We start from the raw sequence: 17,554 nt of genomic DNA, 5'->3' as shown, positions 1-17,554 counted from the left end.
TACCTGACATAACAATATGATTTAGATAGATATATTTCGTAAAGCATTTAACTTAAAATCATGAGAAACACCACCCACCACGAAAAAAAACATAAAGTTAACATTATTGCCATTGGCAGGATAAACACCTATACATTAGGCGATAATCACTAATAACATCTAGATAATTTCCGCACAAGCCCTACAGAATGATGTGAGCATTTTAACAACAAATAGCGTGTTTTATTTGATCAAATCCGATACGGGCCGCTCAATAAAGCGGAGTAAATAGACCTTAAACCAAATTTTTAAGATGAGATTGATATAAATGCAGCATTAAAGTGCAATAGATTAAATTTGATACGTTCTCTGCACCAAATTAATGCTTAGTTGCCTACACGATAGGCTTTTGAAATGAAAAAGGTCATCCAATATACATAGATGACCTTTCAATTATGAGGAGGGTTTGCCGGGTGGGTTAAAGTAACCCAGGGAATATCGCTTTAATACCAGTGACAATAAACTCAATACCCAATGCCATCAGCAATAGCCCCATAATACGGGTTATGACGTTAATCCCTGTTTGGCCTAATAAGCGAACTAATAATGGAGCCGCACGAAATAATAGCCAGCAACAGAAAGCAAACAGCGCTATCGCGACGGTTAAGCCCAATAAATTTTGCCAACTGTGGTAACGAGAACTCCAGACGATGGTTGAACTGATGGCACCCGGCCCGGCCATTAGAGGCAATGCCAATGGGACGACACCAATACTCTCACGCACCGCAGTTTCTGTTTTTTCCTGCTTATTCTGCTTATCTTCACCCAGTTTGCCACTGATCATCGACATGGCAATGCTGACGACCAGAATCCCCCCCGCAATACGGAATGAATCGATAGAAATACCAAATATTTTTAGGATGGCATCGCCAAGGAACAGAGATATCCATAAAATAATCGCCACCGACAGGTTGGCTGTCAGGTTGGTTTTATCCCGCCCTGCTGCGGCCTGATAGCTGGTCATACTGATGAATACCGGCAATATGCCTACCGGGTTAACCAGTGCAAATAAGCCAACAAAAAACTTGATGTAACCTGAAAGGTCCAACAGTGATTGACTCACACATCACTCCGCATTGTTTATAATAAAATCGCTGATAAAAACATTGCTGATAAAACATCATCGGTAGCCGTCAATTATAATCATTCTACCGGCGCACGGCATTGTGGCGCACCGTATCGATGCAATCAACGCGGTGCGCCACAAATATGCATCACATGTTGCCTTATGATAAAACCCTTTCGTGCGTTGTTTTCTGCACGATTTATTTCATGCCAACCACATCAGGTCGTTCTACCAAAAAACACCGATTTGACGCTACTCAGCGAGTTTTCGCGATAATGTAATGGAATTAGTCACAGGAATCTATGGAATAAAACAGCATTTATACTCAATTTTGGAATGCAGATCGTAATGGCATTTTTTTGTTAAAAATCTGTGGTACTAATGCTGTGTTAAGGTCATGAATTATCGATTTATTCACCCAAGTGATAATTACTCTCAACAAATAATTGCTGAATGGTGTCAGCTTGACGATTTTGTGATTTAAGTCACGAAAAGCATACCTAAGAATAGTTAAGCTCAGAGTCGTGGCAGAGAGCGAATCCACGGAGTGAATGAGGTATAAAAGGTTGAAAATGTTTTTCCTCCCCCCACATTATCCTTAGGCACGAGAAGCTCTTTCAGTAAATCAGCGGTCAGAAATAGAAAAGTAGGCTATAAAAACTATCTCTATTTCGCCATACAGTATGGCATAGCCTGTCTATACTAGTTGCTTCAACAGCTCATTTACTAAAAGAGTTTAACATTATCAGGAGAGCATTATGGCTGTAACGAATGTCGCTGAACTTAACGAGCTAGTAGCACGCGTCAAGAAAGCCCAGCGCGAGTATGCCAACTTCACTCAAGAGCAGGTTGATAAAATCTTCCGTGCCGCAGCTCTGGCTGCAGCGGATGCCCGTATTCCCTTGGCCAAACTGGCTGTAGAAGAATCAGGCATGGGTATTGTTGAAGATAAAGTGATCAAGAACCACTTTGCTTCTGAATACATTTATAATGCTTACAAAGATGAAAAAACGTGTGGCATTTTAGAAGAAGACAAAACCTTCGGCACCATCACTATCGCTGAACCTATCGGTTTGATTTGCGGTATTGTTCCGACAACCAACCCTACTTCGACCGCCATATTTAAGGCACTGATTAGCCTGAAGACCCGTAACGGTATCATTTTCTCTCCACATCCTCGTGCTAAAGACGCAACCAATAAAGCTGCCGATATCGTGCTTCAAGCCGCTATTGCAGCAGGTGCGCCAGCAGATATTATTGGTTGGATTGATGCCCCTACTGTTGAGTTGTCTAACCAACTGATGCACCACCCAGACATTAACCTAATTCTGGCAACCGGTGGCCCAGGCATGGTTAAAGCGGCTTACAGTTCTGGTAAACCGGCTATCGGTGTAGGTGCAGGTAACACCCCCGTTGTTGTTGATGAAACTGCGGATATCAAACGTGTTGTCGCCTCTATTCTGATGTCAAAAACCTTTGACAACGGCGTAATTTGTGCGTCAGAACAGTCAATTATTGTAGTTGACTCCGTTTATGATGCTGTCCGTGAGCGCTTCTCTTCTCACGGCGGTTATCTGTTACAAGGTAAAGAATTGAAAGCGGTTCAGGATATCATCCTGAAAAATGGTGGTCTGAACGCCGCCATCGTAGGTCAGCCAGCCACTAAAATTGCTGAAATGGCCGGTATTAAAGTACCAAGTAATACCAAAATTCTTATCGGTGAAGTTAAAGTTGTTGATGAATCAGAGCCATTCGCTCACGAAAAACTGTCGCCAACACTGGCGATGTATCGTGCGAAGAGCTTTGAAGACGCGGTCGAAAAAGCAGAAAAACTGGTGGAAATGGGCGGTATCGGCCATACATCTTGCCTGTATACCGACCAGGATAACCAACCTGCACGCGTTAAGTATTTTGGCGATAAAATGAAAACCGCCCGAATCTTAATCAACACCCCTGCCTCTCATGGTGGTATCGGTGACCTGTATAACTTCAAAGTAGCGCCATCTCTGACGCTGGGTTGTGGTTCATGGGGTGGTAACTCCATCTCTGAAAACGTCGGTCCGAAACACTTGATCAACAAGAAAACTGTGGCTAAGCGAGCAGAAAACATGTTGTGGCATAAACTCCCGAAATCTATTTACTTCCGCCGTGGCTCTCTGCCAATCGCGCTGGAAGAAGTGGCAACTGACGGTGCAAAACGTGCCTTCATCGTGACTGACCGCTACCTGTTCAACAACGGTTATGCCGATCAAATCACCAGCGTACTGAAATCTCACGGTATTGAGACTGAAGTCTTCTTTGAAGTCGAAGCAGACCCTACCCTGAGCATCGTACGTAAAGGTGCAGAGCAGATGAACTCCTTCAAACCAGACGTGATCATCGCGCTGGGTGGTGGTTCACCGATGGATGCTGCCAAAATCATGTGGGTGATGTACGAGCACCCAGAGACGCACTTCGAAGAACTGGCATTGCGCTTTATGGATATCCGTAAACGTATTTACAAGTTCCCGAAAATGGGTGTGAAAGCGAAAATGATCGCCGTCACGACCACTTCAGGTACGGGTTCAGAAGTGACACCATTTGCGGTTGTTACCGACGATGCTACTGGTCAGAAATATCCATTGGCTGACTATGCATTGACTCCAGATATGGCAATCGTTGATGCCAATCTGGTGATGAATATGCCTAAGTCACTGTGTGCTTTCGGTGGTCTGGACGCAGTAACCCATGCGCTGGAAGCCTATGTTTCTGTATTGGCAAATGAATATTCTGACGGTCAGGCTCTGCAAGCACTGAAACTGCTGAAAGAATTCCTGCCAGCCAGCTACCACGAAGGGGCGAAAAACCCGGTGGCCCGTGAGCGTGTTCACAACGCTGCGACCATTGCCGGTATCGCTTTTGCTAACGCCTTCTTGGGTGTCTGCCACTCAATGGCCCATAAACTGGGTTCTGAGTTCCATATTCCACACGGCCTGGCAAACGCCATGTTGATTTCTAACGTTATTCGTTATAACGCGAATGACAACCCAACCAAACAGACTGCCTTCAGCCAGTATGACCGCCCACAAGCGCGTCGTCGTTATGCTGAAATTGCAGACCATCTGGGTCTGAGTGCGCCGGGCGACCGTACTGCACAGAAAATCCAGAAACTGCTGGTTTGGTTAGATGAAATCAAAGCTGATTTAGGTATCCCGGCATCAATTCGAGAAGCGGGCGTTCAAGAAGCTGACTTCCTGGCAAAAGTAGACAAACTGTCTGAAGATGCATTCGATGATCAGTGTACCGGTGCTAACCCACGTTACCCACTAATCTCTGAGCTGAAACAGATTCTGATGGATACTTATTATGGCCGTGAATTTAGCGAAGAGCTTGACCGTGAAGACGTTGCAGTAGCAACTACGGCACCAAAAGCTGAGAAGAAAGCTAAGAAGTAATAATCGTCTTAAGGCTTAAACCCCCACGTTCAAATGGGGTAAAGTAAAGATGATATAACCCCCAATGGGCAACGGCTGATTGGGGGTTTTCTTTTTTATTCCACATGCACCCGCAGCGCCTCCCTATTAATTCTCTCTGTGCCTTCCAACACGCAATCGGCTAAATTGACTCGATATAATGCGTGCCTCTGCTCACGCGCGCAGTGACACGCGGCTGAAACGTATTTCGGGGTATGGTTCGATGCACATAACGGAGGATCTTTGCAGGCTCCAAGATAAATTCCCTGATGCTGGACGTTCGCTATACACCCGATGAGACACACAGTTTAAAATATTCAGCGAGTAAAGGTTGCAACAGGAAAGTAAGTCACCACCAAATACCGTTAAGCCTTATTAATTAGCGCATAAAGGTTTGTATTGAATTAATACGATGAAAGGCAAACAACCCCACAGACTGAATAAAAAAGCCTGTGAGGTAGCGTACAGCAGAGAATTGACTACTCACATGAATCTGGTTGGCAAGCGGCTTTAATCGCTTCTTTATAATGGCGGCGACAAACGGAAACATAACTTTCGTTGCCACCAATAACCACCTGCTCGCCATCATGTACTGCTTTACCCTGCGCATCTAAACGCAGCACCATATTAGCTTTGCGACCACAATGACAAATCGTTTTTAGTTCCACCAGTTTATCCGCCCATGCCAGCAAATATTTGCTACCAGGAAAAAGCTCGCCAAGAAAATCAGTTCGTAGTCCGTAGCACAATACCGGGATATCGAGATCATCCACCACCTGACACAGTTCCTGAATCTGTTCTTTGGTCAGAAACTGGCATTCATCAAGCAGAATACAATGTATAGGCTTTGCCTGATGTTCTGTCGTGATTATCGAGAACAGTGATGTCGCACTATTATACAGGAGTGCTTGTGAAGAGAGGCCAATGCGTGAGCTTACGGTCCCGACGCCAAAGCGGTTATCTATTTCAGCGGTAAATACCAAGGTACGCATACCGCGCTCCTGATAATTATAAGAAGACTGTAACAGCGCTGTGGACTTTCCTGCATTCATTGCAGAGTAATAAAAGTAAAGTTGAGCCATGGGCCCGTAACTCCAATGGTTTAATAAATGATCACAGTGACAACATACGCTCAGTTTATCATAAATTCAGACACGGCATAGCGTCTGAGGCTCCGCTATATTGCTGTTTTCTCTATTAAGTAATAGATATTGTTAATGAGACTGTACAAACTTGCATTTGAAATACTGATCTATTATTAGTGACATTACTTGATCAAATTCACAATATTGCAATAGTGAAAAAACTCTGCTTGAACATTAACCAGATCCGCGATGTAAGAAGCACAAGCTACCGCATATGCTGGCCGCACGATTGGTTCATTAATGATGCAAGTAATGTGTTCTCATGTTTAATTGGCAAAATAGTGATTACAAATATTGTCAGAATCTGACGAATCCAATACAACATGCCTTTTTGACTTACTGAGTTTTTCACTACACCTATATCTCTCCCTTTTAGCACTATCGGTTATTGCACATACAAACGTGGAAGTTGTCTATTCTTGATTTATTGATATAAAGCAAACTTATAACTTAGTCAGAAAATCATGTTCACTTGTAAGGGCATTTGGCAGCAAAACGAAAAATTGTGTTAAAAAAAGTGCTGAGAATAACAATTCTTCCTCGCTTATTAGTAGCGGCCAGCAACTTTCTACAAATAAAATACGTAAATTCGAGCATGTATATCAAATTGGCTATTGCAGAAATTAAAATAGCACTCTATTATTACCCAGACGCCCCCCCACCAATTATAATTTGAGACCAGGACAATGAGCGAAGCGTTAAAGATTCTTAACAACATCCGTACTCTACGTGCACAAGCGCGCGAATGCACTCTTGTAACGTTAGAAGAAATGCTTGAGAAACTTGAAGTGGTCGTTAACGAACGCCGCGAAGAAGAATCTCAATCACAAGCCGAGATTGAAGAACGTACGCGTAAATTGCAGCAATACCGTGAAATGCTTATTGCTGACGGTATTGATCCAAATGAACTGCTGCAAACTTTAGCTGCAACTAAAACTGCTGGTAAAGCAAAACGTGCTGCGCGTCCTGCTAAATATCAGTACAAAGATGAAAATGGCGAACTGAAAACCTGGACAGGCCAAGGCCGTACTCCAGCAGTAATTAAGAAAGCTATTGAAGAGCAAGGCAAATCACTGGATGATTTCCTACTGTAATAGTATTGTTTCATTTACTATTACGATGAAAATACCCTCCCATTCACCGGAGGGTATTTTTTGTCTCTCATTTAAACTGAGCCATATGCGTTGAAATGCACACCATCATATCGCTGGATTAACATACAAGTGATACATAACCCGTCACCTAAACTTTCGGTTTAGATAAATAACGCTCGGTTATCACTCTGTTGATAAATCTATAAGAATACTCTGCTAATTTATAGTCATACAATAATCAAAATAACTACAACGCAGAATCAATTAAGTCAGTTAACGATATAATCCGATGCTGAGAATGCAGATGTTAGCTACACTATCGAACAAGATTGAGCACAAAATCAGCTAATTTACTTTTTGTACTCAACAGATAAATTCACCTTTACAGACTTATTATGCCTGTCTAATCGAAACACCACGGCCAATCCCGTAATAAGTGAACCCTCGGCTATTTAGACGCTCTGGATCGTACAAATTGCGTCCATCAAAAATAATGGGCTGTTTTAGTCGTGACTTGATTACATCAAAATCGGGAGCTCTAAAACTCTGCCATTCAGTGCAAATAACCAAAGCGTCAGCACCTTGTAAGGCGGACTCTTTTGTCCCCATTAATCTCAGGTCATCTCTAGCGCCATAAATACGCTGCGCCTCATCCATAGCCTCTGGATCATATGCCTGAATAATAGCCCCAGCCTTCCACAAGGTTTCCATTAAAACCCGGCTGGGCGCTTCTCGCATATCATCTGTATTAGGCTTAAATGCTAATCCCCAAAGCGCAAATGTTTTCCCTGCTAATTCTGAGCCAAAATGGCGCTCAATGAATTCGGTCAGCTTATACTTTTGTTGATTATTGGTTTTTTCTACCGCTTGCAAGAGTAGAGGCTGATAGTCATGAGCTTCCGCGGTACGAATTAAGGCTTGTATGTCTTTCGGGAAGCAGGAACCACCATAACCACAACCCGAATATATAAAATGGTAGCCAATGCGTGAATCCGAACCAATGCCTTGTCGTACTTTTTCAATATCAGCGCCGAGGCGTTCAGCAATATTAGCAATCTCGTTCATGAAACTGATTTTTGTTGCAAGCATACCGTTTGCTGCATACTTGGTCAGTTCAGCACTGCGGATATCCATAATTAATAGCCGATCATGATTTCTATTAAAGGGTTCGTATAACTCGCTAATTAAATCGATCACACCGCTATCATCGGTATCAATGCCGATAACGATACGTTCCGGACGCTTACAGTCAGCAACGGCGGCCCCCTCTTTTAGAAATTCAGGATTTGATATCACGTTAAATTCAATATTCTCTTCACGCTGCTGTAAAACAGCCTGAACCGTTTGCTGTACCTTATCTGCCGTTCCTACCGGGACCGTCGACTTATCGATAATAATCTTCGGTGCATCCATATATTTAGCGATGGTACTGGCAACTTCGAGTACATATTTAAGATCAGCGGCACCGTCTTCATCAGGAGGTGTACCGACCGCAATAAATTGAATAGTACCGTGGGCAACCCCGGCCTGAGCATCCGTTGAGAACTGAAGACGGCCAGCCTCATAATTTTCTTTCACTAATGGAGCCAAACCTGGTTCAAAAATTGCGATCCGGCCTTGTTGTAGGTCGGCAACTTTCTTAGCATCGACATCAATACAAAGTACGTCATGACCAACTTCGGCAAGCACTGCGGCCTGGACCAGCCCTACATAACCAATACCAAAAACGGTAACCTTCATTCCATCGATCCTCGAGTTCAAATTCAATACAAAACTGTCTGTTAGTCATTATCAGTAACGAACCTTAATTTAGCCTGAGGCCGCACATTATCATTGCTGGCTAATAATTAAGCTTACGTAAAATTAGCCGATGTCGACGCTAGCAAAAGTATATCAAGCCAAATTTCACACATCTTGAACAGACACATAGATTGAAACAAATCGAGTTTATTTCGAAGTTTCGTTATAGAACCATTTATATAGAGGGTCGCGCGATAACGGAAAAGAGGGGAATAGATAGGCTTTATGGCATATTTTCAGGCTGATATATTCAAAAATCAAACTACTCATCAGATGAAAGCATCAGTTTTAAGCGGCTCCCTCCCCCCCATACCTGACACTGCCAGGCATCACAGCGTTGGCTTATTTGATTTAGGTATGTCGTTTTCAGTGTTCCCAAAGGCACACCATTACTCAGCTGAATCTGATTTTTACCTGCACTGACATTGGCATGTAACCCCGCAGAAACCAGAATCAAATTCTGATATTCAACATGGTAATAACCAACTAATAAAGGGAATTGCCCATCCAGATGGGTTCGCCTTAATAATTGATTGACCTGTTTAAGTAAAGATGACATTTGTGGCAGACGTTGCTGTTGATGTGCCAAATGCTCTTGCAATATGCCATTAAATAATACTCGCAACAGTAATGCAGCCAAAATACCATTATCGCCTGCTCGGGTTACGTCCAAACAATAGAAAGCCAAATCTTTATCAGACAATGCTGCAATATCAAGTACCAAACCAGGCTGTTCAACCACGGTCAGTTGACGGTAATTGATTCGACAGCGGGCAATGGTTTGCTGTGCTGGAGGCTGTAGTTGCTTTAATAACTGTGCAGCATCATGCGGATTCTTGCGCAACGCCTCCCAGTCCTGAATAAGGTCGGTTTCTTCGATAGCATAAGATGTGAATAGCACCGGGTACAGACATGCCAGTACCGCTTCTCGTAATCGATTCAAATCTACGATTGGTTTCAGCAATACATCTTTTACCCCCAGACGCATCACCTGAGCAATGTCAGTCATCTTATCGGTCGCTGAAATCACCAATACCGGAATCTGAACCCCCTGAATCTGTAAACGTTCAACAAACTCAATCCCGCCCATTTCAGGCATGGCCAGATCACAAAGGATCAAATCCGCAGATTGAACTTTCAGTTGGTTCAATGCCTCCAGGCCGTTTTCTGCCTGATAGATAGTTGCGCCAAGCGAACTCAGGTAGCCGGCGATCACGGTGCGGAAGACAGTTTCATCCTCTACGACTAAAATATTTTTTCCTGCTAGTGGTTTTTCCATGTACTACTTCTCTTACTGACCTTAATGGTAATAGTGGCTCAAAAAGGGTGTTTGTGCTTGTTAGAAATTGTCATGTGATATTTTGTTAATACTGATTCAGCTACTGTCAATTTCTGATTAAATGAGTTAATTGTTCTGCTTTTATCTCTACGGCTAACTGCCCTGCGGCGATAGCTTCATCTGCACGATGAAAATCCAGCATTGAGATTTGTGGGCAAAAGGGCTGTATTAAGATATCAGGAGGGTCGCCAGCCATGCGATTACGTTTTAAGCGATTCTCTAACACCTGAATCGCGGTAGACATAATTTCCATTGCGCCAGGCGCACTATTGGAAGATTTAGCCGTAAGATTGGCAATCCGCCCTTTTAGCCGCCGTTGCCAACTTTCAGACTGATCAATAGGTTTATCTGCTGAAACCGCGGGTGAAGAAAATAAATCTTGCTGAAATAAATGGGCATCGTGCTGTAAATCGACGGCGATAACAACGTCAGCACCCATAGCTCTTGCGAGCGAAACCGGAACCGGATTAACAACCGCCCCATCAACCAACCAATAACCATCGAACCACACGGGAGCAAATAACCCAGGGATACTGCACGACGCTCTGATAGCCTGCTTAATATCGCCTTCAGTAAGCCACAGTTCGCGGCCAGTAGTTAAATTCGTCGCAACGGTGCCAAAAGGCAGCGTACATTCGGCAATGTCACGCACGTCGATGATTTTATTCACCTCATTAAACACCCGCTCTCCGCGTAACAACCCTCCCCGCTGCCAGGAAAAATCCATCATGCGAATAACGTCCCAATATTTGAAAGAACGCACCCAACGTTCCATTGCGTCTAAATGATCGCTGGCATAAGCGGCTCCAACCAATGAACCCACCGAACAACCTGCGACGACATCAATACTGATACCTATTTTATTCAGCGCATTAATTACACCAATGTGTGCCCATCCTTTAGCCGCCCCGGCACCCAGCGCCAACCCTATTTTTATTTTTCTCATTCAATGGCATCCATTTTCAAATTGCTTTGGCATATTTTCCCTAAATGGAACAGGCTAAAATCGAGATATGATCAAGGGTGTAATCCTTCAGTTTTCAAATTAGCACCGATAATCTTCACATAAGATATATCTCAAATGTACACTCTCAGTTTTGAATCGTGTATCACTTCGCCTCTATGACTATAGTGATAAGTCTATGCTTTTGTTAGCGTGATACAAACTATTTACATATTATTACCAATATATAACGCCACCTTCAAAGGACACACTGTGAATATTGAGATATGCCAGACAGATCTGTTTAATCCTGCGCTGATGACATTGATAGCACAATTAGATGCGTACCAACTGCCACGCTATCCTGCAGAAAGTAATTACGCCGACCCTGTAGAGGTTATGCGGCAGGTAAAAACATTGGTATATATTGCTAACGTTAACAATCAGGCCGTTGGATGCGCCGCACTTGTTCTGCCAGAAGGCAGATATGCGGAAGTGAAGCGTATTTTTGTCATACCCGAATATCGCGGTTTGGGTATCGCGAAATTACTGATGACCACGGTAATTGATCAGTCTAACGAGTTAAATTTAAACGATATTTACCTGGAGACGGGTGTTTATCAGCCTGAAGCAATTAAGCTCTATCAATGTTTTGGATTTAAGTTCACGTCGGTGTTTGGCCATTATCAATATGACCCATTAAGTGTATATATGGTGAAATCGTTGGATGGGGATAGTTAGTTAATCAACTGGTAGCCGATGGGAAAGGAGGAAATAATCATTTATTGTCTGGCATACAAATACAAAATAGCCACCGCGAGGGTAACCATTGAGGAAATACATTCTGGATGACACTCAATTATAGCATTTAATATCGTCTATCAATGAATTTTACGCATAAATAATCGCAAGTCATGCTGCCATTTCACAGGTAGCTCGCGCTGGCTATAGTGTTATTATCTATCCGCAGAGTTATTTTTCAGAATATTCTTGATATCTATTAGTGGTAGAGAAATAATTAACCGTTGAGAGTACCGAAAGAGACATTCATTTTTTCAAAAATGGCGATGATTTTATTGATCAGTTTCATTGTTTATTCCTGTAAATATCATTTTTATTTTGTGACACACTTCACGCTTTACAAATTACGCCATAATGAAACACCGGTCAAGTTTTTATGTGATCACCATCACGAAAATTAAAATGACGCCGGATATCCCGTGGCATCAACAATTTTGAACCTCACGCCGTGATTAGGTAAGATGATACCTATAACGTTACATTGTTAAACCTGCCGCTACGTGATAACGACCTGACTCGGTGGCACTATTAATTATTTCGGAGAGATTTTGTCAGAACAGTGTCCATGCGGCAGTACGCGCGAGTATCAGCAATGCTGTCAGCCCTACCATCTGGGAACGCAGGTGGCAGAAAAACCAGCAATATTGATGCGTTCACGCTATTGCGCCTACGTAAAGAAGAATGCGGATTATCTGATAAGTACCTGGCACCCTGACTGCCATGCCCACGAATGGCGTGAGGGGATAGTTCAGAGCTTTGCTAATACTATCTGGTGTGGGTTAACGGTGGTCGCGGAAACAGCGGGTAGCCATAATGATGAAGCTTTTGTTGAATTTATCGCCCGCTCCACTGATGCAAATAATCCTCAGATAACCGCCATGCATGAACGTTCACGCTTCCTTCGTATAAAAGAACACTGGTACTATATCGATGGAGTCCGGCCAGCAGTAGGTCGAAATGATACCTGCCCTTGCGGTTCGGCGAAAAAATAATAAAAAATGCTGCGGGCGTTAATCAAGAGACACCCCATTGCCATGCAGTAATATCAAACACTTACACAACATCAAATCATGTTAAGACAGGATTTACCACTTTATGTCACACCAAAACGTACAAAAGAAAGTATTACGCACCATCTGTCCTGATGCCAAAGGCTTGATCGCGAAAATCACCAATATTTGCTACAAACATGAACTGAATATTGTTCAGAATAACGAATTTGTCGATCATCTGACGGGGCGTTTCTTTATGCGCACTGAGCTTGAGGGGATTTTTAATGATACCACCTTGCTGGCAGATTTGGACAGTGCCTTACCGCACGGCACCGTTAGAGAATTACATCCGGCAGGACGACGCCGTATAGTTATCATGATAACGAAAGAAGCACACTGCCTCGGCGACTTATTAATGAAAAGTGCTTACGGTGGCCTGGACGTGGAAATTGCTGCGGTCATTTCTAACCACAATACATTGCAGAGTCTGGTTGAGCGCTTTGATATTCCTTTCCATCTGATTAGCCATGAAGGTCTGAGCAGAGAGGAACATAACGCGCTTTTAATGGCACAAATTGATTCGTACCAACCAGATTACGTCGTGTTGGCAAAATACATGCGCGTACTAACACCCGCCTTTGTTCAAAATTATCCTAATAAGATAATTAATATCCACCACTCATTTTTACCCGCATTTATTGGTGCCAGCCCTTATCATCAAGCCTACGAACGTGGCGTAAAAATTATTGGCGCGACTGCACATTATGTTAATGAATGCCTGGATGAAGGCCCCATTATTATGCAGGATGTGATTCATGTTGATCACTCATATACAGCCGAAGATATGATGCGGGCAGGGCGTGATGTAGAAAAGAATGTGTTAAGCCGCGCGCTTTATCAGGTACTGGCGCAGCGTGTTTTTGTTTACGGAAACCGGACTATCATTCTATAAGCACACAATAAATCTATATTTATTGTCCAGATAACCGTCGTCGCGCGCAAAAAAACACCGAACAAATTGTTTTTTTCACTTCAAGTCTTTACAGGGGCGCTTCATTTGATATGATGCGCCCGCTTACCAAGACAGCGTTGATAAGCGGTAAGGCCAGTGGTGGGGTTCCCGAGCGGCCAAAGGGAGCAGACTGTAAATCTGCCGTCATCGACTTCGAAGGTTCGAATCCTTCCCCCACCACCATAGTTACCCTTGAGTCTCAAGCCGATTCAGCGTTAAGAATCCAAATGAGCCACTTGAAGGGAAGGTGAAAACCTTCGACGCAGGTTCGAGCCGAGCGTAGCGAGTCAACGACACGCAGTGGCGGCCCGAAGGGTGAGGAACGAAGTGTTGAATAATCCTTCCCCCACCACCATTAACGCTCTAATAATTAGCACAAAGTACGGCCACGTATTAAAAACCACGAATTCAGTGGTGGGGTTCCCGAGCGGCCAAAGGGAGCAGACTGTAAATCTGCCGTCATCGACTTCGAAGGTTCGAATCCTTCCCCCACCACCATCTATTCCTGTAAGCCTCCTATTAATACCAATCATCATAATCAAAAATAGTACCCACACTGGGGAAGGTAAGTACCTTCGACAAGGTTCGAGTCGAGCGTAGTGAGACAACGCGCGCAGCGGCGGCCCGAAGGGTGAGGAACGAAGTGACGAATAATCCTTCCCCCACCACCATCTATTCCTGTAAGCCTCCTCTTAATACCAATAATCATAATCATAATCATAATCATAATCATAAATAGTACCCACACCAGGGAAGGTAAGTACCTTCGACAAGGTTTACACCAGAAAAAAAAGATAAATACACGCAATGCAAGGCGACGACAAATAAACCGCCTGTATCATAATAATGATTATTACGACGTTACGATGCTAAATAATATTATTCCAATGTGTAGATGTAATCGATGAGTCTATTCAAGACACTAGAGTGTGAACGTGATTTGTAAAAATATAGCCTATTCTCATCTTGGAAATTAGCCAGATTGACGAATTCAAGTTTAGAATCACCATTAAAGTCATCCATCATTGAATCAGTAATACAAATATACCGACCTGAGTAGATAAAATTCAAGCAACACCCTAAGCTGTCCACCTGCCTAATACTTACCTTACTATGTTGTTTTTTAACGGATTCTTCCAGTGATTTCACAAATTTACTTTTGTATAACGTAGGGTTACACAACCAAATATTATTATAAAGTATACTTATGATATCTTTGCTTTCATTTATTATATCTTTCCTTCCATAGATGCCAAAACCTGAGTCGGGAACGTCGTTAAGCAATGTAAATCTTTCACTGGTTACCTTCTCAGATGTTAAGATAAGGGAGTTACCATCATAATCCCCAATGTCATCAATACTCTCATAATAAAACTTAATTATATTGGCTTGTATGTTATTTTTTTCTGCCACTTTATATAATCTTGTCAAATCCTCGCTTTTACCCCAATCGTAATAAATATTGATGACATTGGATACATGACCAGTAAGGTGCTTCTTGGTAATTTCCTTTTCTTGCTGATATAAATCCTTCAGGTCGTTATATAAAACCTCTCCATCTCTGGTCAAACTCATACCAAACTTCTCTCGTTTAAATAGTTTTTTACCTATTATATTTTCAAAGTCCTTAATAGACTTAGCTACTGGTGGTGTAGTTCTATTCATTACTCTTGCCGCCTTACTTAATGAGCCATTTTCAACTACAGCCATAAAGGCTTCCAGCTTTCTAGATAAAAACATAGTTCACCAATCCTTTGCATCAAAAGTTCATCAGAAAACCACAAACTATAAACATTTCTACGTGTGAGTTGTTTACTGTAGATAATGTTTAATACATTAATAAAATATATATATAAATTTGATTTATAATAATTAAAAGATGAATAATAAAATAGATATCGCATAGACGTCTATATCATTAACTTTTTACATTACAGATTAAACCTAAATTATCTGTGTATTTTCATCTTGAAATCACACACATTTTTAACAGACATAACACCGTAGATCCATGATATTTAATAACTATTTTTTATTCTTACCGTTACAAAATCAATTAACAGACCAGTGTATAAAAAAGGACAAATACCGACGATAATAAGTGTTTTTTAATTTAATCGAGAGATAACACTCGTATTAATTTAGTCAGGATGAATATCGTCTTGCATGATATTGTTTTTTAAGAATTAACTTGAGGTGAAAATAAAGATATAAGATTGGAGTTTGTTTTATAATTCAATGCGGCTGCATTTATAAAATAAAAAACCACAAAACAATTTAACTTAAGATTGATATAGAAAAAGATATGCTTTCCTTATTAACTATGAAAATCACTTATCTCTCTATCTATAAATAACGCTTCGCAAGCTGTTCGTAATATTGACACTTTAAAGATTTACATGATTTGAGATCATTAAGTACCGTCACACGGGTTAACACCTAATATCGCAACGCACGCCTATTTAGCTAACATTAGCCGCCGACAGTGCATTACATTTTCACTCTGTTTCTGTTAAAATTCATCTACTTTTTTAGCGATAAACGGTGCTGATCATGAAATTTGTTTCTTTTAATATCAATGGCCTACGTGCAAGACCTCATCAACTAGCGGCTATAATCGAGCAACACCAGCCCGATGTCATTGGTCTTCAGGAAACAAAGGTGCATGACGATATGTTTCCTCTGGAAGACGTTAGCCAACATGGTTATCACGTATTTTATCATGGGCAGAAAGGCCATTACGGTGTTGCATTACTGACCAAGCAAGAGCCTTTAGCGGTGCGTCGTGGTTTCCCTACCGATGAAGAAGATGCTCAACGTCGGATTATTATGGCAGATATCGCTACACCGCAAGGCCCATTAACGGTCATTAATGGCTACTTCCCGCAAGGGGAAAGTCGCGACCACCCCACTAAGTTTCCAGCTAAAGAGCGTTTTTATGCAGACTTACAAAATTATCTGGAACAACAACTTTCTGCCGATGCGCAAGTGCTGATTATGGGTGATTTAAATATCAGCCCGACCGATCTGGATATCGGTATTGGTGAGGAGAGCCGTAAACGCTGGCTGCGTACCGGTAAATGCTCATTCCTGCCAGAAGAGCGGGCATGGCTGGAACGCTTACAAAATTGGGGCTTGGTTGATACTTTCCGCGCAGCAAATCCTGATTGTAATCAGCAGTTTTCATGGTTTGATTACCGTTCACGCGGGTTTGATGAAAACAGGGGCTTACGCATAGATTTATTGCTAGCCAGCCAACCGCTGGCCGCTCGCTGCATTGCCACGGGGATTGATTACGATATCCGCAGCATGGAAAAACCGTCAGACCACGCGCCGGTATGGTCTGAATTCGCGCTCTGATGCCTATTGGCCCCGCATGAAAATGGGGCCATTTCTCAATGTTACCTATCTTCGATTTCAGCAATAAGCCCAGCACAGTAGATGTTAGCCAAAATGAAGGTTTTCCTAAAATGATTGATGTCGTTGCCGCAATAATAGAACAAGATGGAAAGATCTTATTGGCTCGACGAGATGCAGATCGTGATCAGGCCGGTTTATGGGAGTTTCCTGGCGGCAAGGTTGAGGCTGAAGAAAGCCAACCTCAGGCGCTGATGCGTGAATTGTCTGAAGAACTGGGGATTGAAGCGACGATATCTGGCTATATTGGAACCAATCAGTGGGATTCGGGCCACCAGACTATCCGCCTGCATGGCTGGCATGTGATACATTTCAGCGGTGAACCAGAGCTAAATTGCCACTCGGCAATTGTCTGGCTGACACCGCAGCAGGCTTATCTCTACCCGTTAGCTCCCGCTGATATTCCACTGCTGGACGCATTTATCTCCCGGCAGCAGGCCGTCATTAATTAGCC

12 protein-coding genes, 2 tRNA genes, 2 other RNA genes and 1 pseudogene are annotated in these 17,554 nt (G+C 42.6%); 11 read left to right on the top strand and 6 right to left on the bottom strand.

All coding sequences use genetic code 11. The features are described 5' to 3' along the window. Positions 1-457 precede the first annotated feature (457 nt). Positions 458-1,102 carry a YchE family NAAT transporter gene (locus YALDO0001_RS00895; protein ID WP_004708395.1) on the bottom strand — a complete coding sequence of 215 codons (645 nt, stop codon included), beginning with the start codon at positions 1,100-1,102 and terminating at the stop codon, positions 458-460. 761 nt (positions 1,103-1,863) lie between these two features. On the opposite strand from YALDO0001_RS00895, the gene adhE reads away from it, so the two are divergent. Continuing rightward, complete coding sequence (gene adhE, locus YALDO0001_RS00890) at positions 1,864-4,539, top strand: bifunctional acetaldehyde-CoA/alcohol dehydrogenase (protein WP_004699149.1); 2,676 nt, start codon at positions 1,864-1,866, stop codon at positions 4,537-4,539. A gap of 497 nt (positions 4,540-5,036) precedes the next feature. Here the strand turns inward: adhE and YALDO0001_RS00885 are convergent, their stop codons facing one another. After that, positions 5,037-5,639, bottom strand: coding sequence for a thymidine kinase (locus tag YALDO0001_RS00885; protein WP_004699148.1), 603 nt, complete (start codon positions 5,637-5,639; stop codon positions 5,037-5,039). Between the two features lie 749 nt (positions 5,640-6,388). On the opposite strand from YALDO0001_RS00885, the gene hns reads away from it, so the two are divergent. Beyond that, entirely contained in the window at positions 6,389-6,796 is a 408-nt protein-coding gene (hns, locus tag YALDO0001_RS00875) for a histone-like nucleoid-structuring protein H-NS (protein ID WP_042545967.1), read from the top strand. A gap of 393 nt (positions 6,797-7,189) precedes the next feature. On the opposite strand, the gene YALDO0001_RS00870 is transcribed toward hns, so the two are convergent. From YALDO0001_RS00870 to rssA, 3 genes are all read right to left on the bottom strand, one after another. Continuing rightward, positions 7,190-8,536 carry a UDP-glucose dehydrogenase family protein gene (locus YALDO0001_RS00870; RefSeq protein WP_004699141.1) on the bottom strand — a complete coding sequence of 449 codons (1,347 nt, stop codon included), beginning with the start codon at positions 8,534-8,536 and terminating at the stop codon, positions 7,190-7,192. 322 nt (positions 8,537-8,858) lie between these two features. Continuing rightward, the gene (rssB, locus tag YALDO0001_RS00865; protein WP_004699139.1) at positions 8,859-9,875 is read right to left on the bottom strand and encodes a two-component system response regulator RssB; all 1,017 of its coding nucleotides are present in this window, start codon (positions 9,873-9,875) and stop codon (positions 8,859-8,861) included. A 106-nt stretch (positions 9,876-9,981) separates the two neighbouring features. After that, positions 9,982-10,881, bottom strand: a complete 900-nt coding sequence (gene rssA / locus YALDO0001_RS00860) for a patatin-like phospholipase RssA (protein WP_004699138.1) — start codon at positions 10,879-10,881, stop codon at positions 9,982-9,984. A gap of 270 nt (positions 10,882-11,151) precedes the next feature. Between rssA and YALDO0001_RS00855 the strand changes: the two genes are divergently transcribed. From YALDO0001_RS00855 to YALDO0001_RS19635, 7 genes and pseudogenes are all read left to right on the top strand, one after another. After that, positions 11,152-11,619: a GNAT family N-acetyltransferase gene (locus YALDO0001_RS00855; protein ID WP_004699136.1), complete on the top strand. Its 468-nt coding sequence runs from the start codon at positions 11,152-11,154 to the stop codon at positions 11,617-11,619. 608 nt (positions 11,620-12,227) lie between these two features. Further along, a pseudogene (locus YALDO0001_RS00850) lies at positions 12,228-12,693 on the top strand (YchJ family protein). An 81-nt stretch (positions 12,694-12,774) separates the two neighbouring features. After that, entirely contained in the window at positions 12,775-13,623 is an 849-nt protein-coding gene (gene purU / locus YALDO0001_RS00845; RefSeq protein WP_004699129.1) for a formyltetrahydrofolate deformylase, read from the top strand. Positions 13,624-13,781: 158 nt separating this feature from the next. Next, positions 13,782-13,866: transfer RNA gene (locus tag YALDO0001_RS00840), tRNA-Tyr, on the top strand. 44 nt (positions 13,867-13,910) lie between these two features. Continuing rightward, positions 13,911-14,038: non-coding RNA, RtT sRNA (locus tag YALDO0001_RS19640), on the top strand. A gap of 58 nt (positions 14,039-14,096) precedes the next feature. Then, a tRNA-Tyr gene (locus tag YALDO0001_RS00835) sits at positions 14,097-14,181 on the top strand. Positions 14,182-14,228: 47 nt separating this feature from the next. Continuing rightward, positions 14,229-14,354: non-coding RNA, RtT sRNA (locus YALDO0001_RS19635), on the top strand. A gap of 208 nt (positions 14,355-14,562) precedes the next feature. Here YALDO0001_RS19635 and YALDO0001_RS00830 read toward each other — a convergent pair. Further along, on the bottom strand, positions 14,563-15,423 hold the full coding sequence (locus tag YALDO0001_RS00830) for a LysR family transcriptional regulator (protein WP_004699125.1): 861 nt from the start codon (positions 15,421-15,423) through the stop codon (positions 14,563-14,565). A gap of 813 nt (positions 15,424-16,236) precedes the next feature. Here YALDO0001_RS00830 and xthA point away from each other — a divergent pair. Next, entirely contained in the window at positions 16,237-17,043 is an 807-nt protein-coding gene (xthA, locus tag YALDO0001_RS00825; protein WP_042839188.1) for an exodeoxyribonuclease III, read from the top strand. A 110-nt stretch (positions 17,044-17,153) separates the two neighbouring features. Next, positions 17,154-17,552, top strand: a complete 399-nt coding sequence (locus YALDO0001_RS00820; RefSeq protein WP_042839216.1) for a pyrimidine (deoxy)nucleoside triphosphate diphosphatase — start codon at positions 17,154-17,156, stop codon at positions 17,550-17,552. Positions 17,553-17,554: the final 2 nt, after the last annotated feature.

It is taken from the genome of Yersinia aldovae ATCC 35236 (genome assembly GCF_000173735.1).
Classification (GTDB): domain Bacteria; phylum Pseudomonadota; class Gammaproteobacteria; order Enterobacterales; family Enterobacteriaceae; genus Yersinia; species Yersinia aldovae.
Note: the sequence above shows the minus strand (reverse complement) of the source record. Positions and strands in the feature narration are given on the sequence as shown.